This is a genomic window from Hyphomicrobium sp. LHD-15 (assembly GCF_031157355.1).
Classification (GTDB): domain Bacteria; phylum Pseudomonadota; class Alphaproteobacteria; order Rhizobiales; family Hyphomicrobiaceae; genus Hyphomicrobium_C.
Genome location: NZ_JAVIFT010000002.1, coordinates 1,052,358 through 1,072,007, shown reverse-complemented (window position 1 = coordinate 1,072,007; position 19,650 = coordinate 1,052,358). Strand labels below are relative to the sequence as shown.

Annotated in this window: 18 protein-coding genes; 5 read left to right on the top strand and 13 right to left on the bottom strand. The window is 64.4% G+C overall.

From position 1 onward, the window contains the following. Window positions 1-22: 22 nt before the first annotated feature. Entirely contained in the window at window positions 23-676 is a 654-nt protein-coding gene (locus tag RCO24_RS11520) for a hypothetical protein (RefSeq protein WP_308962159.1), read from the bottom strand. Window positions 677-856: 180 nt separating this feature from the next. Between RCO24_RS11520 and ispH the strand changes: the two genes are divergently transcribed. From ispH to RCO24_RS11500, 4 genes are all read left to right on the top strand, one after another. Continuing rightward, window positions 857-1,846, top strand: a complete 990-nt coding sequence (ispH, locus tag RCO24_RS11515; RefSeq protein WP_308962158.1) for a 4-hydroxy-3-methylbut-2-enyl diphosphate reductase — start codon at window positions 857-859, stop codon at window positions 1,844-1,846. A 62-nt stretch (window positions 1,847-1,908) separates the two neighbouring features. Then, window positions 1,909-2,880, top strand: a complete 972-nt coding sequence (locus RCO24_RS11510; RefSeq protein ID WP_308962157.1) for a homoserine kinase — start codon at window positions 1,909-1,911, stop codon at window positions 2,878-2,880. Continuing rightward, window positions 2,877-3,326, top strand: coding sequence for a ribonuclease HI (gene rnhA, locus RCO24_RS11505; RefSeq protein ID WP_308962156.1), 450 nt, complete (start codon window positions 2,877-2,879; stop codon window positions 3,324-3,326). Before RCO24_RS11510 ends, rnhA begins: the two co-directional genes overlap by 4 nt. A gap of 248 nt (window positions 3,327-3,574) precedes the next feature. Continuing rightward, a complete protein-coding gene (locus RCO24_RS11500; protein ID WP_308962154.1) occupies window positions 3,575-5,716 on the top strand; it encodes a methyl-accepting chemotaxis protein in 2,142 nt (713 codons plus the stop codon). Window positions 5,717-5,897: 181 nt separating this feature from the next. Here RCO24_RS11500 and RCO24_RS11495 read toward each other — a convergent pair whose 3' ends face one another. The 3 genes from RCO24_RS11495 to RCO24_RS11485 all read right to left on the bottom strand — a co-directional run bounded on the left by RCO24_RS11495 (window position 5,898) and on the right by RCO24_RS11485 (window position 7,980). Continuing rightward, window positions 5,898-6,473 carry a hypothetical protein gene (locus tag RCO24_RS11495; RefSeq protein ID WP_308962153.1) on the bottom strand — a complete coding sequence of 192 codons (576 nt, stop codon included), beginning with the start codon at window positions 6,471-6,473 and terminating at the stop codon, window positions 5,898-5,900. A 163-nt stretch (window positions 6,474-6,636) separates the two neighbouring features. After that, window positions 6,637-7,125, bottom strand: coding sequence for a peroxiredoxin (locus RCO24_RS11490; RefSeq protein ID WP_308962152.1), 489 nt, complete (start codon window positions 7,123-7,125; stop codon window positions 6,637-6,639). A gap of 93 nt (window positions 7,126-7,218) precedes the next feature. Next, window positions 7,219-7,980: a protein-disulfide reductase DsbD domain-containing protein gene (locus RCO24_RS11485; RefSeq protein WP_308962151.1), complete on the bottom strand. Its 762-nt coding sequence runs from the start codon at window positions 7,978-7,980 to the stop codon at window positions 7,219-7,221. Between the two features lie 252 nt (window positions 7,981-8,232). Between RCO24_RS11485 and RCO24_RS11480 the strand changes: the two genes are divergently transcribed. Continuing rightward, entirely contained in the window at window positions 8,233-8,847 is a 615-nt protein-coding gene (locus RCO24_RS11480; RefSeq protein WP_308962149.1) for a YqgE/AlgH family protein, read from the top strand. A gap of 78 nt (window positions 8,848-8,925) precedes the next feature. Here the strand turns inward: RCO24_RS11480 and RCO24_RS11475 are convergent, their stop codons facing one another. From RCO24_RS11475 to RCO24_RS11435, 9 genes are all read right to left on the bottom strand, one after another. Beyond that, window positions 8,926-12,909: an EAL domain-containing protein gene (locus RCO24_RS11475; protein ID WP_308962147.1), complete on the bottom strand. Its 3,984-nt coding sequence runs from the start codon at window positions 12,907-12,909 to the stop codon at window positions 8,926-8,928. Then, window positions 12,906-13,505 (bottom strand): GNAT family protein, encoded by a 600-nt coding sequence (locus tag RCO24_RS11470; RefSeq protein ID WP_308962146.1) that lies wholly within the window; start codon window positions 13,503-13,505, stop codon window positions 12,906-12,908. The genes RCO24_RS11475 and RCO24_RS11470 overlap by 4 nt, the downstream gene beginning before the upstream one ends. Beyond that, on the bottom strand, window positions 13,505-14,800 hold the full coding sequence (locus RCO24_RS11465; protein WP_308962145.1) for a pitrilysin family protein: 1,296 nt from the start codon (window positions 14,798-14,800) through the stop codon (window positions 13,505-13,507). The genes RCO24_RS11470 and RCO24_RS11465 overlap by 1 nt, the downstream gene beginning before the upstream one ends. Beyond that, complete coding sequence (gene thrC / locus RCO24_RS11460; RefSeq protein WP_308962144.1) at window positions 14,797-16,206, bottom strand: threonine synthase; 1,410 nt, start codon at window positions 16,204-16,206, stop codon at window positions 14,797-14,799. Before thrC ends, RCO24_RS11465 begins: the two co-directional genes overlap by 4 nt. Before the next feature lie 140 nt (window positions 16,207-16,346). Continuing rightward, on the bottom strand, window positions 16,347-17,120 hold the full coding sequence (locus RCO24_RS11455; protein ID WP_308962143.1) for an SURF1 family protein: 774 nt from the start codon (window positions 17,118-17,120) through the stop codon (window positions 16,347-16,349). After that, the gene (locus tag RCO24_RS11450; RefSeq protein WP_308962141.1) at window positions 17,117-17,515 is read right to left on the bottom strand and encodes a DUF983 domain-containing protein; all 399 of its coding nucleotides are present in this window, start codon (window positions 17,513-17,515) and stop codon (window positions 17,117-17,119) included. The genes RCO24_RS11455 and RCO24_RS11450 overlap by 4 nt, the downstream gene beginning before the upstream one ends. A gap of 101 nt (window positions 17,516-17,616) precedes the next feature. Beyond that, the gene (locus RCO24_RS11445) at window positions 17,617-18,576 is read right to left on the bottom strand and encodes a cytochrome c oxidase subunit 3 (protein ID WP_308962140.1); all 960 of its coding nucleotides are present in this window, start codon (window positions 18,574-18,576) and stop codon (window positions 17,617-17,619) included. Between the two features lie 255 nt (window positions 18,577-18,831). Then, complete coding sequence (locus RCO24_RS11440) at window positions 18,832-19,491, bottom strand: cytochrome c oxidase assembly protein (protein ID WP_308962139.1); 660 nt, start codon at window positions 19,489-19,491, stop codon at window positions 18,832-18,834. Then, window positions 19,492-19,623, bottom strand: a complete 132-nt coding sequence (locus RCO24_RS11435) for a hypothetical protein (RefSeq protein WP_308962137.1) — start codon at window positions 19,621-19,623, stop codon at window positions 19,492-19,494. Window positions 19,624-19,650: the final 27 nt, after the last annotated feature.

Here is a 19,650-nt window from a genome sequence, read left to right as displayed (position 1 = left end):
AGCCCGATCGGCGAAGGGAGCGCTAGCCGGCGTTCGGCGTATTGCGATCGAAGCCGACATAAACCTCGAACTCACCCGGACGCGCGCCTTCGGGAACGTTGAACGTCACCGTCCGCACCGCCGAGAAGTACCCGATCGGGTTTTCCACCGCGACCGTCGCATCGACGCGCAGCTTGTCCGTCGTGAGCCGATCGCGCTTCGAGTCGGTCACGAACACGTTGATCGGCAGCGAGATCGGCCCCGACTTTCCGCGCGGCCCGAGCAAGATGCGCCCGGAGAAGCCATACTTCACCGTGACCTGCGAGCCGTTCATCGAGCACTCGCGTGCGGTCTTGGTGATCTCGCCGCGATGCATGATGGCAAGGCCGTCGCCGATACGGCCCGGCTCGTAGATTGTGAGGTGGCTGTCGCGGGGCCAGGTGACGAAGCGCGGGCAACCCGGCTGCGCGTCTCCGCCCGACAAGGCCGGAGCGCCGTCTCCGCCGGCCTTGGCGGCGGCGATCAGATCCTGCTCGCTGACCCCAGTCGGCTCAGCCGATCCGGACCCGCCAAGAATGCTGGTTCCAAGCCCGGACGTGACAGACGACATGCCGCAGCCACTGACGGACACGGCAACGCATACGGCCACAAGAGCGCCGCGGCCTTTGCCGACAAATGTCATGACGGATTGCGTCATGCCGCTCCGATCCGCATAATCTCTAGATTGAGCTTGAGCCTCGCGAGAGCCCCCCGGGCCTGCTGCACTCATTTTAGTCCAGGACGAACGCCTCAAGCTCTATCATCCTTATCTTGAACCACAAAGCGTTCGCCCTTAGTTGACCGACATCATCCGAGCCACTGCCAAGGACGAGCCTCCATGTCCCTTCCCAGCGCCGAGCCCGTACCCGAGACCCGCCCGGCCCTGAAGGTTCTCCTGGCGGCCCCGCGCGGCTTCTGCGCGGGCGTCGACCGGGCGATCCAGATCGTAGAGCTGGCGTTGGCCAAATTCGGCGCACCGGTCTACGTACGCCACGAGATTGTCCATAACCGATATGTGGTCGAGTCTCTGAAGGCCAAAGGTGCCGTTTTTGTGGAGGAGCTGAACGAGATCCCCGAGACGGACCAACCTGTGATCTTTTCGGCACATGGCGTGCCTAAGTCCGTGCCCCTGGCGGCAAAGTCCCGGAATCTCTTTGCCATCGATGCCACCTGCCCGCTGGTGTTCAAGGTGCATATGGAAGCCAGCCGCCACCACGCCGAAGGCCGAAAGATCGTGCTGATCGGCCACGCCGGCCATCCGGAGGTCGAAGGCACCACCGGTCAGCTCCCGCCGGGCACGGTAACCTTGATCCAGACCGCCGCCGACGCCGAGGTCTTCGAGCCCGAAGACCCCTCCCGCCTCGCCTATGTCACGCAGACCACCCTCTCGGTCGATGACACCGCCGGTATCGTGGCCATTCTGAAACGGCGCTTCCCGGCCATTGTCGGCCCTCACAAGGAAGACATCTGCTACGCCACCACGAACCGCCAGGCGTCCGTCAAGGCCATCGCCGACAAGGTCGGCCTCACCATCGTCGTCGGCGCGCCGAACTCGTCGAACTCGCTCCGCCTCGTCGAGGTTGCCGAGCGCTCCGGCTGCCCCAAGGCGATCCTCATCCAGCGCGCCTCCGAGATCCCCTGGGACCTCTTCGACGGCATCGAGGCCGTCGGCGTGACGGCAGGCGCCTCGGCCCCGGAAACCCTGGTCGACGAGGTGTTGGATGCCCTCAACGCCCGCTTCCGGATCTCCGTCGAGCAGGTGACGACCGCAAATGAGCGCATCGCCTTCAATGTCCCGCGCGAGTTGCGCGAGCCCGCCGACGCCTGATACACGGGGAACCGTTCAGGCCCAGACCGATCAAGCCACCGACAAAACCCCGGCAGACCCCAATGGCCGTTTATACGGAAGTGACGGACGACGATCTCTCGCGGCTTATCGCGAGCTACGACCTAGGCGCGCTGCTGTCGTACAAAGGGATCGCCGAGGGCGTCGAGAACACCAACTACGTGGTGCATACGAGTAAGGGCACCTTCATCCTCACGCTTTACGAGCGCCGCGTCGACACCGCCGACCTGCCGTTCTTCCTCGGCCTGCTCGAGCACTTGAACAAGCGTGGCATCTCCTGCCCACTGCCGGTGCGCAATCGCGCAGGTGAGGTGCTGACCGAAATCTCGGGACGCACGGCCGCCTTCGTGAACTTCCTTGAAGGCGTCTGGCCACGCCGTCCGCAAGCGAGCCATTGTGCCGCCGTTGGCCGCGCGTTGGCCGAGTTGCATCTGGCCGGCGAAAGCTACACCGCCGAGCGCCCCAACGCGCTGAGCCTCGAAGGCTGGCATGCGCTGTTCGATCGCTTCGCCCCCCGCGCCGACGAGGTCTCGAAAGGGCTTGGCACTCTGATCAACTACGAACTGGCCTATCTCGATCGGGCTTGGCCGAAGACCTTGCCGTCGGGCGTGATCCACGCCGATCTATTCCCCGACAACGTCTTCTTCATCGGCGACAAGCTCTCTGGGCTCATCGACTTCTATTTCGCCTGCAACGACGCCTGGGCCTACGACCTCGCCATCTGCCTCAACGCCTGGTGCTTCGAGCCGGACTTCTCCTTCAACGCCACCAAGAGCCGCGCGTTGATCGCCGCCTACCAGAGCTTGCGCCCGCTGACCGCCGCCGAATATGCCGCCTTCCCGGTACTGGCCCGAGGCGCAGCCCTGCGCTTCCTGCTGACGCGCGCCCACGACTGGCTTCACACCGATCCCAACGCGCTCGTAAAGCCGCACGACCCGCTCGCCTACGTGCGCCGCCTGCGCTTCCATCAGGAGGTGAAATCGGCCGCCGAATACGGGCTGGAGACCACGTCATGAGCACGGATGCCAAGTCGATCGAGATCTACACCGACGGCGCCTGCTCGGGAAATCCAGGCCCGGGCGGCTGGGGCGCCATCCTGATCTGGGGCGACCATCGGAAAGAGATCAAAGGCGGCGAAGCCCAGACGACCAACAACCGTATGGAGCTGATGGCCGCCATCTCGGCGCTTGAAGCCCTGAAGACGGGCGTCCAGGCTGACCTCTATACCGATAGCTCCTACGTGCGAAACGGGATCATGAGCTGGATCCATGGCTGGAAACGCAACGGCTGGCGCACGGCTGACAAGAAGCCGGTCAAGAACGTCGAGCTGTGGCAACGCCTGGAGCAGGCCCTCTCGCGTCACAAGGTGACGTGGCATTGGGTGAAGGGCCACGCCGGACACCCCGAGAACGAGCGGGCCGACGAGCTCGCTCGCGAAGGCATGGCCGACTTCAAGCGCTAACTCGCGCGCTCCCGCCAAACCGACCTCACCTGGTAAAACCGGCGCTCCGCGAGCGCGCGACTTCCTGCGACAAAAAAACTAGTTCGCCCGACAAGGACCTCGTCGGTCGTCGGAGCACAGGCGTTTGGGCGTAGTGATGCCTAGGAAACAGGCGATGATTAAGGAAAATTTCCTCGATTGCGTAAGAATTTAAATACCACTGGCTGGGAATATGGGTGAGAAACCAATCCTAACCGATGGATACAATTATGTTGTCCACACTGCGTCTTCGCCTTCCCATCGCCATCGTCGGTCTCGGCCTCGCAGCATCAACGATCATGGGCTGGATCGGCTGGTCAGGCGCCAGAGGCGCACTTGAGACAGCCGCCATCGAGCGCCTCAATCTTGCAGCCGAGTCACGCCGTACGAGCCTCGAACTCGTGGCGGATCGCCTGAGCGTGGACACCAGAAACGTCGCCGGCCAGAAGCTGGTTTTGGACAACATCGCCGATCTCACCGAGACGCTGACCAAAATCCCGGAAAACCTGCAGAAGAACATAGAGTTTTTCGCGAGCTTGCCCGCCGAGGAACGCGCCACCAACGACGGCAGCGCCTCCAGCACCATGTACGGGCTGCGCCATTCGAAGGTGCATCCGCTCGTGACGAGCCTGCTGAGCCAGGCCAAATACGACGACGTGCTGCTTCTCAATGACGCCGGCCTCATCGTGTACACCGCAAAGAAGGGTGGGGAATTCGGCCAGGCCATCGGTACGCCCCAAACTGCCGGCTCGGGTCTCGATACGTTCTTCGAGAAGCTGAAAACGGCAGGCGACCGCGACGTCACCTTCCAGGATTTCGCAGCCTCTACCCTTTCGGCTGGTTCTCCGTCCGCCTTCATCGGCACGCCGATCCTCAAGAAGTCGAACGTCGCCATGGATTCGGCCCAGCACGACGTTCGCGTCGGCTACGCCGTCATTCGCGTGGGATCCGCCCTGCTCGATCAGGTGCTAAACGATCGCCACGGCCTCGGCGAAACCGGCGAGACCTTTGCCGTCGGCCAGGACGGGATGATCCGCACCAACGCGCCGCTGGCGTCCGAGCCGACGGCCGGCAAGCCGGCTTCGATCATGGGCCTCACCTCCGATGACACCGACGTCTCGCATTCGAGCCGCAACGGGACCAACTACTTCGCGGCCCAGGCCAAGGTGGAATTCCTGGGAACCGAATGGAAGGTGATTGCCGAGCAGGCCGACCACGAAGCCCTCGCAGGTACCGCCGGCATCTCGCGCATGATGGGCCTGGCAGCCCTGCTGATCGCGGGCGCGCAGATCCTGATCGGCTGGCTTGTGGCCCGCAGCATCGTCCGCCCCATCGGCACCCTGACCGCGGCACTCAAGAGCATCGCCGGCGGCGACCTCGCGACCGAAATTTCGGGCAAGGACCGCAGCGACGAAATCGGCGAGATCGCCCGCGCCGTCGACGACATCCGCACCTATACGGCCCAAGAAGCCGAACGCCGGGCGGAAGCCACCGAGAGCGAGCGTCGCGCACAGGAAGGCCAGCGCCGCCAGATCACCGAGAACCTCGCCAAGGAGTTCCAGGATCGCGTCGGCACGGTCGTGAAGTCGGTGGCAACTGCAGCCGGCGATCTCGAAAAGTCCGCCCTCGAGATGGCCGCCCTCGCCGAGCAGACCAAGACCAGCTCGTTCAAGGTGGCAACCGCCACCGATTCAGCCAACCACGAGGTGCAAGCGGTCGCCGCGGCCTCCGAACAGCTCTCGGCCTCGATCCGCGAGGTCGCCTCGCTGACCGTCCGCTCGGGTTCGATCGCCTCTGAAGCCGACAAGCATGCCCAGGACACCCATCAGATCGTCGAATCTCTGTCGACCAAGGCAGCGACGATCCAGAACGTCATCGACATGATCAAGGCGATCGCCGAGCAGACCAACCTGCTGGCACTCAACGCCACCATCGAAGCCGCACGCGCCGGAGAGGCCGGCAAAGGGTTCTCGGTGGTTGCAAGCGAGGTCAAGGCGCTGGCCAGCCAGACAAGCAAGGCGACCGGCGAGATCGCGGCTCAGATCGACGCCGTCGGCGCCGAGGTCAGGAATGCGGTCGGCGCGGTGTCGAGCATCCGCACCGTCGTGACCGACATCAGCCACGCCGTCGTCGCGATCTCCTCGGCCATTGAGGAACAGACCGCAGCCACGGGCGAAATCGCGAAATCGGCTCAAAGCGCAGCCGGCGAAACCGCGACCGTGTCGGAAAACATCGAGGAGGTCTCGCAAGCGATCACCACGACCGACAAGGCAGCCAATGTCGTGGTCGAACGGGCTCGCAGCCTCGGCCAGGAAGCCTCCGAACTCGACCGCAGCCTGCGCCACTTCCTTGAGCGCCTGCTCGCCGCCTGATCGGATAGGACAGCCCAGACCATGATCGCTTCGGGCCCACGCGCTCCGATCGTCGCGCCCCTTATCGGGCGCGACATGAATCGGCAGCGCAGGAAATGTCCGAAGCGTGAATCATCGGTCTCATCAAGAGACTAAGGCCGGCACACAAAATGTGCCGGCCTTTTCTATTGAACGGCTCGGATTAGCCGACGCGGAACACGGCGCCCGCAACCGAGCGGGCGCGCGTGCGAACGGCTCCGCCATCGTTGCCCGAGCGCACGAGCCACTGCCCGTTCGGAGCGCGGCCGACGATCTCGCCGACATGGTGACGCCAGACGACCACGGCGCCGACCTGCGGACCGCTCGGGCTGCCCCACTTGCTCCAGTTCCAGGCGAGGTTCAGGTGCGAACCGCCACCGCGCTGCGTGCGCATCCACCAGCCGCACCAGGCACGCGGACGCGGACCGGCGCCATGGCCGCCGCCGCTGTACGAAGCCGCCGACTCGTAGCCGCGGCTCGCCACTGCGCGGCGCGTGGCGCTGCGATGGGTGGCGTAACGCTTGTTCTGACGGGTTGCATAGCGCACGCGCTCGGCGCGTCCGCGATTGGCTACGCGCTGGCGCTTAGCCTTGTAAGTCGTCGCCCGGCCATTGTCCGATGCAGCAGACGACTTTTGAACGAATGGATTCCAGCCTTCATCGCGAGGCCGCGCTTCTGCGGACGTCACCCCTGCGAATACCAACAGACCCGCCAAGGCGGCGAATGCGCTGTTTCTCATCTTGGGTCCCCTTTACTTTTCACTAACTGAACCGCGCCGCCGTCGCATGAGCAGACGGCAGAAACAAGGAAAGGGAACGCAAGCGCGTCAATATGTCCAAGCCTGCAACCCGCAGACTGGCTTGACTCGTCAAAAGTAAATTCAAGTATTGATGAAGATGATTCTACTTGAGGGCCGCGAGGATTTTCTCGGCCGTAGCGTTTTTATGCTCTGGCGGACTGTCTTCCACAGCAATGTAGCTGACCACCCCGTTTTCGGCGATCAACGCATACCGCTTGGACCGAATTCCGAGCCCGAACGGCGAAAGATCGATCTCCAATCCCAGCGCTTTGGCGAAGTCGGCGTTGCCGTCCGCGAGCATCACAACATCGTCTTGGGCATCGCGCGCCTTGGCCCACGCGGTTAGCACGAACACATCGTTGACGGCTGTACATGCGACCGTCGCCACGCCTTTTGCCTTGATGGCGTCGGCCTGACCGACGAAGCCCGGCAAGTGCGCCTCGCTGCAGGTCGGCGTGAAGGCGCCCGGCACGGCAAACAGCACGACCTTCTTGCCGCCGAACACCTCATCGGTCGTGGCCGGCTTGGGACCGCCCTCGCCCATGACGGTGAATTTGCCTTCCGGCAGCTTGTCGCCGACCTTGATGCTCATCGATGCTCTCCTTGGTACTGCTGCCAATCCCGCCGCCACCCCGAAGGGGCGCCGCGGAGCGGGTTCATTTGGTAAGTGTCACTTGGCCAGGTCTCACTTGGCAATGAACGTCGCGAACGACGATCCCTTCTCGCCGACGAGCGTGACCGTCACCGGCTTTCCTTTGAGGGCGGCCAGATCCACATCAGCTGCAAGCCCGGCCTCGAACGCCACAAGTCCATCCGCGCCAACCTCGCCTGCCCGCTCAGGAAGCGGCAGAAAAAGCCCGTCCGGCGCTTCCAGGAAGGCATCGGCATTGGCCGCGTCACCTGGGAACCGCGCTTCGATCCGGATCTTCGGAGCCGCACCCTCGAGCACGGCCGAAGCCGACACGAGCGCCGGATCCTCCGGCCTGAGCCCATCCTGCGCCCGGGGAACACTATCGAGCGCCGCAATCGCCTCCGCCGGAAGCTGCTCGACGTCGTTCACTGGAACCTCGAGATCAATCTCCGCCTCGACCGGAATGCACACATCCTTACAGATGCCGTAATGAAGCCCGACCACAAGTGAGATCGGCTTGTCGGCATTCGCGGGCACGAGCGCGACCGGCAGCACCACGCCGTCATGGTAACCGATCGTATTTCCGGATTTGTCGGTAAACCGCTCGGGCGCAGGAAACATCACGTTGGCGGACGCAAGGTTCTGGGATTTCGACCAATCGAACGACGGCGGCAAACCGCCGGCATCGCCCGGCGTACGCCAGTATGTTTTCCAGCCGGGCTCCAGGGTGATGTCGACGAAAACCAGCCGCCGCGCGGGATCGGCGCCATCCGTGTGTCCCGAGATCAGGCGAGCCTTTGCCCTAGGCCCCTCCACCCAAGGAGAGGTTCCGGCAAAAGCCTCCGGCACCACGCTTGAACACATGGCAACCAGAACAAATATTGATTTGAGGATGCTGCGAAAAACCGACGATTGCGGAGAGTTCATAGGGGCGTTGCCTTCCGGGCCTCGCGTGCGTGCCCAAACGTGTATCACATCGGCGGAGTTTGTCCGGCTTGAGAAATTGCCCCACAAATGGGCGCAAATCGCAGCTTCACAGGCGCCGGGTGGGGGGGCTAGTCTCTCTCCATGACGACGCCAAAACCCAAAAGACGCAAGCGCACCGACACCTGCCTCAAAGGACAGCTGCTCGTTGCCATGCCGTTGATGACCGACAAGCGCTTCGCCCGCTCCGTCATCTACATGTGTGCGCATTCCGACGACGGCGCAATGGGTTTGATCATCAATCACCGTGCCGACCATATCAGCTTCCCCGATCTGCTCGAGCGTCTCGGTATCATTCCGAACGGCGCCGAAGATGGCATCTCGAACGACATCCTGGAGCGCCAGGTCCATGTCGGCGGTCCTGTCGAGACCGGACGCGGCTTCGTTCTGCATTCCTCGGACTACTACTCGACGGAATCCACGCTTCCCATCGACCATGACGTCAGCCTCACTGCGTCGATCGAAATCCTCAAGGCCATCGCCTCAGGCGAAGGACCGGTCCACGCCATGCTGGCGCTCGGCTATGCGGGTTGGTCCCCGGGCCAGCTCGAAACCGAGATCCAGGCTAACGGCTGGCTCCATTGCCCACCAGATCTTGAGCTGCTCTTCGATCCCGACATCGAGGACAAATACGTGCGCGCGTTGGCCAAGATCGGCGTCGACCCCTCTCATCTCGTGAGCGACGCCGGCCACGCCTGAGTAAAGGCAACCGGCAACTGGCATGTGGCAACGGCAGCTACACGGCTGCCGCCTGCCCGTTGCCGGCTGCCGCTATTCTCAATTCGGTTTGCGTGAGGTACCGGCGAGCCGCGCCAAGCTCTCAGCGATGGCGGGCGGCAGGTTGGAAAAGTCCGGTTGCGGCCGCTGCGGCGTAGCCGGCTTGCTGGCAGCACCAGCTTGCGGGCGCTGCTGAGCGGCAGGCGCGGAGCCCCCCGGCACCTGCGGCGGCACAGGCGGAAAACCTGCCGGGGGCGAAGCGGCATAATTGGTTCCAGGAACCGGCGGCGGCGCAGGCTGAACCAGGATCGGCCGTGTCGGCGGAACGTCCGAAACGTGGACCGGCGGCGGCACGCGCCCCGGCATCGCACCCGCTGCGGAAGGCAGCGGCGGCGCCGGCGAGAAAGGTGGCGGGGGTGGAGCCGGCGGTTCGACCGAGCGCAACGGCGGCGGGAAATCCGGGACCGGAGCCCCCTTTTGCCCGTTGGCTCCGTTCGGGCCGTGATGCGCGCCGTTCTGCGGAGAGAAGCCGCCCGGCGGCGGAGGCGCCTTGCCCGGCGGCGCCTTGCCCCCCGAACCAGGACCGGCCGCCACGACATCCGGCAATACGTCAGCCAAACGCGTCATGAGTTGAGGCGCCGGCGGCGCAGGAGGTGGCGGCGTGAACGCCGAGGGCCCGGCAGCCTGCGGACCGGCATGAACTGGAGTGATCGGCGGCGGCCCTGGTGGCGGAGGCGGCATCAGGCCAGCGGCATCCGGCGAAACACCGTTGCCGGGCCGCTGCTCGGGACGCAGCCGTCCCCGGCGCGCCGTCGTCGCGTCGTCTTCACGCGATCTCGGAGGCGGCGGCGGCCCGCCATTGACCGAAGGAGCCTGTGGCCGCGGCGGGGGCGCACCATTGGCGGCAACCGGCGGCGGCGGTGACGCGCCGTTGGTATGAGCCGCCCCATTCGTCTTCTGCGGAGGCGTTGCCCCATTTGCGGTTTGCTGAGCGGCGGCCACCACCTGCGCGGCCGTATCCTCCGCCTTGTTGGGCGCGCCTTGCGGTTTGCCCGAACGCCGTTTCTTGGTCTTCGGACGGAACACGCCCACTGGCTTGTGCTTGTTTTCGGTCGTGCGGACGGTAGCCAACACCTTCGCGACCTCGCCCTCGGCAATGGCATCGCCGCAATAGGGCCCCTGCGCGTATTCGCATTCGATCGAACGCAGGAAGCTGACCTCGTTCGCCCCCTCGACGCCCGTGACCAGAACTTTTTTGCCGAGCTCGTGAGCCAGCGCCACCATCGAGCGCATAAGTAGACCTTCGTTGCCGCCTACGACATTGCTGGCCTGCATGACCGACTGGTCGAACTTGATGGAGTCGAACGGCAAGCGGTCGAGATAGGAAAGCGACGAATAGCCGGTGCCGAATTCGTCGAGCACGATATCGGCGCCCGCGCTTCTGAGCCACTCGAGCACCTCGGTCGCCTGCTCCGGATTTTCGAGCGCGATCTGCTCCGATACCTCGAGCCGGATCGATCCTTTCGGCACCACCGTGCGGCCGAGGATGTGACGGATTTCCTGGATGACATCCTGCCGGAACAGATGGCGGCAGGAAATATTGATGCTGACGAACAGCGGCGCCTCGGTGCGCGGAAACTCCTTCTGCCAGGCGATCACATCGCGGGAGGCGCGCTGCAGAAGATAGGCGCCGAGCTTGGCGACGAGATCCGTGTCATCGGAGAACGGCAGGAAGGCGTAGGGATCGATGGTGCCGCGCTGCGGATGATCCCAGCGCGCCACGGCCTCGAACCCCGCAAGCTCCTCGGTCGGCAGGTAGATCACCGGCTGGTACACGACGCGGATGAGGTTCTTCTCCATCGCACGCCTGAGCTCGGCTTCGAGCCCCTTCCGCTCGTCCTGCTCACCGCGCATTTCCGGCGTGAACACTTCGATCCGGTCGGCCCCCGCGCGCTTGGCGCGGAACATGGCGATCTCGCCCTTCTTGAGAAGGTCGGCGTGACTGGTTTCCTCGCCGTCGAAAATGGCGATACCGATCGAGCCGGTAAGAACGATCTCCTGCCCGGCGATCTTGATCGGCGAACGAAGCGAACGGCGAATGCGCTCGGCGTGTTGAGCGAGTTCCGCAACCGGCTGCTCGGCGAGCAGCAGCAGCGCAAAGCGATCGCCGGCAATGCGCCCCAGCGTATCGTTGGGACCCATGTGGCGCTGCAGCCTGCGCGCGATCGTGAGCAGCAAGCTGTCACCCAGCACGAGCCCGAGCGAGGAATTGACGCTCGTGAACTTGTCGATGTCGATGATGAGCACCGTCGGCCGGACGTGTTGCTCGGTCTTGGCACGCTTCAGCGCCACATCGAGCCGGTCGAGCAGCAGCTCCCGGTTGGGAAGCCCGGTCAGGCTGTCGTGGACGGCATCGTGCAGCAGGCGCTCGTGCGCGCGCTTCGTATCGGTGACGTCGCGCAGAAGGCCGACGCACTTGAACGAGCGCGGATCGCTGCCCGGAACGCCGGCCGCTTCGAGTTCGAACCAGCGGTAGTTGTTGTCCGCCTGCCTCAGGCGGAAATCGCACGAAACCTTGCCGTCGCGGCGCTCCTGCACCGTGAACAGCGCAAGGCGGAAGCGCTCGCGATCAGACGGATGCAAATGGCGCAGAAAATCGTCGGTTCGGGTGGATAGCTCACCCGCAGCGAGGCCGAGCAGCGCTTCGACCGCGGGGCTCACCTTGACCTCGTCGCGGCGTGCATTCCATTCCCACACGGCAGCACCCGCCGCATCGACCGCAATCGAGCGGGCCTGCAATTCCGAAGGAGCCGCCCCGTACGCCGGCTCGACCGACCGGAACGCATACTGCGTAACCGTGAACCCGATCGACAGCAGGATCAGCACGAGGCCGGACACAAGACCGAACACCACCACTTCGCCCGAGAGCTTGCCGGTGAGCGCGACACCCGCGCCGAAGATCCAGACCAGGAACAGGATCCACGTCGGCACCAGCGACAGCGCGCGATCCTGCCCACGCACCGCGAGGAACAGGATGAGGCCGGTTCCCGTGAAGCCGATGAACAGGAACGACAGCCGCGCGAAGGTGGCGGCGAGACGCGGATCGATGATCGCGACCGCGATCAGAGCAAACTGGGCGAGCAACCACACGCTGATCAGCATCCGGATCAGGCCATGCCAGAGCGCAAGCCGCAGGAACACGTGCAGGAACACGACGAGGCTGGCCGCGAGCGCCGCCTCCGCCGCCGCGCGATAGACGGCATTCGCTTCGGGCTTCAGCTGGAACAGTTTGTGGAAGAAGCCGAAGTCGACGCAGAGATAGGCGAGCGTGCACCAAGCGACCAGCGCCGCGGCCGGAAATACCAGCTTGTGGTTGGCCGCGAAGATCGCCGTCAGAAAGATCGCCATCAGACCGGTGAGGCCGAGAAGCACGCCGTTGAAAAGCTGGCGATCCGAGATCTTGATTTCGTAGTCGAGCGGCTTCCAAAGATGCAGCCGCGCAAAGCGCTCCGAGCTCATTTCCGCGACGTAGGTGATCGTCTGCCCGGGCTCGAGCGTGATGCGGAAGAGATCCGCCCTGTCGCTCTTGATGCGCTCGGGAACGAAACCGATTGAGGGCGTCACCGCCTCGATGCGCCGCGCGTCGAGATCCGGCCAGACGACGCCAGACCCGATGACGCTGTAGCGATCTGCGGAAAGCCAGCGCTCGACCGGCTTGTCGGTTGAATTGGTGAGCGCGAACACGACCCAGTTCGGATTGGTGCCCGGCGTCGTGGCGGAAACCGACATGCGGCTCGCAAGCCCGTCCGCGCCTGCGGCCGTCTCGACCTGCAGGCTGTCGCCGCGCGCTTCGTACAGATCGCCGAGCGTCGTGATCTCGACGCGCCCCTGATCCTGCCCGATCTCGATCGACTTGAGCGCCAGCGCCGGGCGCGGCAGCGCCAGGAGGCCGCACAGAACCATCAGCATAAGCGCGGCAAGGCGCCCGCCGAAACCAACCGCCGGCGAAATCCGCTGAAGGATCGGCTTCGGCAAGGAGATCACGGCCGCGCCTCCTGCACCATCCAGTCCTCGGCCAAGATCGCGAACACGAGATGATCCTGCCACTGGCCGTTGATCTTGAGATAGCGGCGCGCAAGCCCCTCCTCGACAAAGCCCGTGCGCTGGAGCACGCTGACCGAGCGCAAATTGGTCGGCTGCGCGGCCGCCTCGATACGATGCAGCCGAAGCTGCTCGAAGGCATGCGGCAGCACCGCACGAACCGCGGCCGTCATCAGCCCTTGCCCCACGAACGGAAGACCGAGCCAGTAGCCGAGCATCGCCGATTGCGTCACGCCGCGCCGTACGTTGGAGAGCGTCACGCCGCCGAGCAGCCGATCCGTTTCGGCTTCGAACACCAGGAATGCGTAACCGAGGTCGTCGCGCGCTTCGCGCTGGTAGTGTTTGACGCGGCGCCGGTAGGCGCTCTTGGTGAGATCATCGCGCGGCCAGGCCGGCTCCCAGGGCGTGAGGTGCGCGCGGCTCAGCGTGCGAAGCTCGGCCCACGGGCCATAGTCGCTCATCTGCGGCGGACGCAGCCAAAGGCCGCGGCCCTGAATCACCGCCCACTCCGACGAGTTTCCGGCCCTCAGGAACGCCATCAGGCAGTCTTCGCCTCCGAATTCACCGCTCCACGTCCCATCCGTTGCACGGCCGCAGCCGCGAGCCGCTCCGAAGCCTTACCGGCTCCAACGACGGCCGCCGAAGGCCTGTGCGCCAGAAGACGCTGCGCAAAACGACCGACATCCTGGACGCTCACGGCATCGACGTTCCGGATCAGTTCGTCGCTGCCGACGATCCGTCCGTGCGCCAAGAGTTGCCGTGCCATCTGCTCGGCGCGAGCCGAGGACGATTCGAGACTCATTAGCAGGCCGGCCTTGAGCTGAGCTTTCGCGCGATGAAGCTCGGCGTCCGACGGCCCGTTTCGGGCAACATCCTCGAGCTCGGCCCCCGTCACGTCAATCAGGCTCGCCATCGTTTCGGTTCCCGTCGCCGCGTGGACCGCAAGAAGCCCCGTATCAGAGAGCCCCCAGGCGGATGAGTAGATCGAATAGCAAAGCCCCCGCTTCTCGCGGGCCTCCTGGAACAGCCGGGACGACATCCCGCCGCCGAAGAGCCCCGAGAAAACCTGGGCCGTAAAGTATTCCTGAGCACGATAGGATGGAGCCTCGAACGCGAGCACGAGATGGCTCTGCTCGAAACGCTTGTGATCCCAACGGGTGCCGCCCTGATAGCGCGCCTGCTCCTCACCCTTGATTCCCTCGGAAGTAAGCCCGCCGAATAGGGCTTCCGCGTGGCGAACCAGGGGCTCATGCCCAACCGCGCCGGCCGCCGCGAGCACCATTTGGTCCGGCCGATAATGCGATTTGAGGAAGCCCGCGAGGTCGACCGGCGAAAAGCGGCGCACGTTGGCCGCAGGCCCCAGAATGGTGCGGCCGAGGGACTGGCCGGGATAGGCCGCTTCGTTCACCAGCTCGAAGACGATGTCGTCCGGCATGTCGCGCGTCGCAGCGATTTCCTGAAGGATCACCTCGCGCTCGCGTTCGAGTTCATCCGGGGAAAACCTCGAATTGAGCAGAATATCGGCGAGAAGCTCCAGCGCGACACCCTCGTCGCCCTTCAGAACACGCGCAAAATAGGCTGTCGTTTCAAGGCCCGTAGCCGCATTCAGCTCGCCACCGACCGCCTCGATCTCCTCGGCGATCGCCTGCGCCGAGCGGCTTGCCGTTCCCTTGAACGACATGTGCTCCAGGAAATGCGAGATGCCGTTCTCGGCCAGCGTCTCATGGCGCGAGCCCACACCGACCCAGATCCCGAGCGACGTGGTCTCGAGATGCGGCATCGTATGGGTGACGACCGTGAGACCATTCGAAAGTCGCGAGATCTGTTCCGTCATGAGGCCCCCGCCGATGCCGAGCGCACGGCGCCCTCTACGAAACGTTTGACGGCGTCGAGGTCATTGTCGAGAACCGGGAAACGCTCGCGATCGGTGAGCAGCGTCGAAAGCCGCGGCGGCAAGCCGGGTCGCTCACCGGTGATGCGCTCCATCGCGTCCGGGAACTTCGCCGGATGCGCGGTCGAAAGCACGATGCCCGGTGTCTGGGATTGCGGACCGGCGCTTTCGAGCGCCACGAGCCCGCACGCCGTATGCGGATCCATCAGGTAGCCGCTCGCCGCCTTCGTACGCCGGATCGCATCCGCCACCTGCGCTTCACTGGCCGAAGCCGCGTGGAATTCGCTCCCGAACTTTGCCGCGGTTGCCGCAAGCTCGAACCGCCCACCCTGGCTCAGGGCCCCCATAGCCCCGCGAATGAAAGCCGGATCGCGCCCGGAGGCTTCGAACAGATAACGCTCGAAGTTCGACGAGATCTGAATGTCCATCGACGGCGAAGACGTTTCGACAACGCCCCGCATCTCATAGACGCCGCTCGCGTGCGCGCGCGGCAGGATATCGTTCTCGTTGGATGCGATCACGAGACGCTCGATCGGCAACCCCATCTTCTTCGCGACCCATCCCGCGAGAATGTCGCCGAAGTTGCCCGTCGGCACCGAAAACGTCATCGCCCGATGCGGCGCGCCGAGTGCCGCCGCCGCTACGAAATAGTAGGTGACCTGCGCGACGATGCGCGCCCAGTTGATCGAGTTCACACCCGAGAGAGAAAGCCGGTCGCGGAACGCGTGGTCGTTGAACATCGCTTTGACGAGGGCCTGGCAGTCGTCGAACGTGCCTTTGATCGCGACTGCATGCACGTTCGCTTCCGTCGGCGTCGTCATCATCCGCCGCTGCACGTCGGAGACGCGCCCGTCCGGAAACAGGATCGCCACGTCCACACGCTTCGACGAACGGAACGCCTCGATGGCAGCGCCACCCGTATCGCCCGAAGTCGCGCCGACGATGGTCGCACGACGGTCCCGGCGCTGAAGCGCATGATCCATGAGGCGCGCGAGCAGCTGCATCGCGACGTCCTTGAACGCGAGCGTCGGCCCGTGGAACAGCTCCAGCACCCACCGGTTGCGGTCGATCTGCACCAGCGGCGTCACTGCCGGATGTCCGAAGTGACCGTAGGCGTCCTCTGCCATCGCGAGCAGCGTCGCCTTGTCGATGCTCTCCCCGACGAACGGCGCCATCACGCTTGCCGCGACTTCGGCGAACGGCTTCCCGGCAAACGACTGGATCGTCTCACGCGAAAGCGTAGGCCAGACCGCCGGCACGTAAAGGCCACCGTCGCGCGCGAGCCCCATGAGCAGCACATCCTCGAAGGTGAGGGGAAGCGCTTCGCCACGGGTGGAGATGTAGGTCACGGGATTTGATGTCCTGGGTTGTAAAGCCGGTCGTTGCCGAATTCGAACAGGCTCGGCCGCCTGATACCGCCCTAACGCTGTAATGGGCGCACTGCCCTCGATCAAGCGGAGGCCGCCGGAGACGGCCCCGGCAGCCTGGATTAACCCCGTTCCGGGGGTGTGGCGCGACGCCGTGTCCAGGCGAACACCCCGAAAATAGCCACCAGCGTCACCGCGAGGCCAAACCAGGTCAGCGCATATTCGAGGTGCCGGTTCGGCAGCTCGACGAGCGTCGCCCCACCCTTGGGCCAGCCCCCTGGCGCCGGCGCCTCCGCGTCGAGAAACGCCGCAATCGCGGTCCGATCGGTTCCGGAAAACGCCGAGGCGAAGAGGCCCGCATAGTCGCGCCAGAACCAAAGGTTCGCTTTCGGATCGTTGTCCGGCGTGAAGGTGGCTTTGATGCCAGGCCCCCGTAGAAGGCCGACGACCTCGACCTCGCCGTCGAGCTGCCCCTCGCGACGCTTGGCTGGGTCCTTCAGGTCCTCAGTCACGAAGCCCCGATTGACGAACACGACGGCCGTCGTGCCGGCGATTTCGAGTGGCGTATAGACGTGATAGCCCGGTCCGAGCTTCTGATCCGGCGCGTAGAAATAGCGCTCCTTGTCGTTCAGGAAGCGGCCGCGGACCTTGGCGCGAACGTATTCGAAGCCGAGGTCGCTTTCGTGAGTGGCGCTGTAGGTGCCGAGCAGATCGACGGGCTCCTGCTTCGTGCGCTCTGCGATCGCAGTCAGCAGGCTTTCCTTCCACGCCTTGCGCTCGAGCTGCCAGACGCCGAGCCCGATCAGGATCGGCAGCGCGATAAGCGTCATCACCGTGGCGACGACGATCCCGCCGCGCCGTGCCGGTTGACTGTTCGGAGTGTGAGAAGTCGTCATGCGTCGTCTTTCGCCAACCGGCCTTCTTCAGCCTTGTTGACCCACTGTAGCGCGATCAGGATCGCCTTGAGGAAACGCAAAAGACCAAACGCCAGAAGCGGCGTCACGATCCCCCACAGCACCACGTGAACCCAAACCGGCGGCTCATAGCGAAACTCGACGAACAGCGCACCCCCGAGCACGACGAAGCCAAGGATCAGGATCGCGAACACGGCCGGCCCATCGCCGGTATCGATGAACTTGTAGTCGAGTCCGCAGCCGTCGCACGAAGGTTTCAGCATGAGCCCGTTGTGGAACAGCGAGCCCCGTCCGCATCTAGGGCAGCGCGCCAGCACCCCCGCCACGATCGGGGACACACCCCGTCCGGACGCGTTTGTCGGATCCTTGCCGGTCATCGCCACTCCTCGCACCCGAAAACGCATAAAGCTGAGAATGTATAAAGGGGCCGGGAAATTTCCCGGCCCCTGATCTTATACCGAAATCGCCTGACGTGATGTCAGTGCCCGGCGCCCGGATTTGCACCCGCGCCCCAGACGTAGATGGCGGCGAACAGGAACAGCCAGACCACGTCGACGAAGTGCCAGTACCAGGCAGCGGCCTCGAAGCCGAAGTGCTGCTTCGGCGTGAAGTGGCCCTTGAGCGCGCGCAGCAGGCACACGAACAGGAAGATCGTGCCGATGATGACGTGCGCGCCATGGAAGCCCGTGGCCATGAAGAAGGCCGAGCCGTAGGCATGGCCGCCGAAAGTGAACGCGGCATGCATGTACTCGTAAGCCTGGGTGGCGGTGAACAGCAGCCCGAGCAGAACCGTCGCAAGGAGGCCAAGCACGAGGCCGCGGCGATCGTTCTTGAGGAGCGCGTGATGCGCCCACGTGACGGTGCAGCCCGAGGACAGCAGGATCAGCGTGTTGACCAGCGGCAGGCCCCACGGATCGAAGGTGCCCTTGAAGTAGCCGTTGACCGGCGCGCCCGTGGTCGGGATGACGGCGTCCGTAGACTCGACCGGCACCGGCGGCCACTGTCCACCGAACAGCGCGTTCCGCTGCACCATGCCGAGCGCTTCCTTGACGTTCTCCGGCGTGTAGATGTCGGCGGGGAACAGCGCGAAGTCGAAGTAGGCCCAGAACCAGGCCACGAAGAACATCACTTCGGAAGCGATGAAGAGGATGATGCCGTAGCGCAGGTGAAGCTGCACAACGGGCGTATGATCGCCGCGGTGAGCTTCGATGATGACGTCGCGCCACCACAGGTAGGCCGTGGCGATGAGGCCGGCAAAACCGGCAGCGAACACCCACGGTCCGTGGATGCCGAACAGGCCCGTCGCGCCCTCACCGGTCGAGCGCATCCAGATGATGGCGCCAACCGCCGTCACGAACGCCGACAGCGAAGCCGTCAACGGCCAGGGGCTCGGATCGAGCAGATGGTAGTCATGTTGCTTGCCGTGCGCTTCAGCCATATTCGTCTCCACAGTCCCCGTTCGTTTTCGTTCCCCGGCCTCGTCCGGAGCTGCCCGCCCCCGAAAGGTCATGAGGCAGCCCGCGTCTTGGCCCGTCTTTTAACCCGGAGGTGTGCGTTTCCCCCGGGGTCTTACTTTTTCCAGGCTTTGGTCCAGAGCCGATCGGCCCAGCTGCCCGAAGTCTTGCGTCTATGCCCTTTCGCTACGCCCGGTCTTTCGACAACTCCTCAGGTCCGGTCGTGGCGATATTCGGCACTACCCTCCCTTTTGCTGTTGCGGTTGCTGCGGCTTGACCTCCGCCGCTGCACCGCTCCCAGCTACCGGATAGAACGTATAGGAGAGCGTAATTTCGTTGATGTGCGCCGCATCCCGATCTTTGAGGATCGCGGGATCGACGTAGAAGGATACCGGCATATCGATGCTCTCGCCGGGAGCCAGCGTCTGCTCCTTGAAGCAGAAGCACTCGATCTTGCTGAAATAAGCGCCTGCGAGGTCCGGCGAGACGTTGAAGCCGGCCGTGCCCGTTAGCGTTTTATCCGAGTTGTTGTGCGCCTTGTAGAAAGCGAGCGCGTTCTCGCCGAGCTTGAGCGTGATCGTGCGCTGCTCCGGCTGGAATTCCCACGGCATGCCCGGCGTCACGTTCGCATCGAAACGCACCGTGATAGTCCGGTCGACGATGGTCGTGGAGGCATTCTCCACGCGCATCGGCGTGCCGCCGAAGCCGGTCACCTGACAGAACATGCGATAGAGCGGAACGGCGGCATAGGTTGCCGCCCCCATGAACAAGAGCGCGCCGACGCAGGTCAGCACGACCCCGCGATGGGAAACCTGGCGAACCGGAGCGCGAACGGGCGCAGCGGCGGATACCGCTTCGGCTTCGTTACGATCGCTGTTGGTCACGTGGTCACCATCCATCTAGTGCCCCATCCGCACGATGGTCGCCGCATAGAACAGCAACACGAGGAAGCCGAGACCGCACGCGATCGCGACCGAGCGCAGACGCTGGCGCTTGAGGCGCTTGCTCTCTTCGTCTGCAGATCCCGTCACGTTTGCCTCGCGTATATTGAGTTCGAT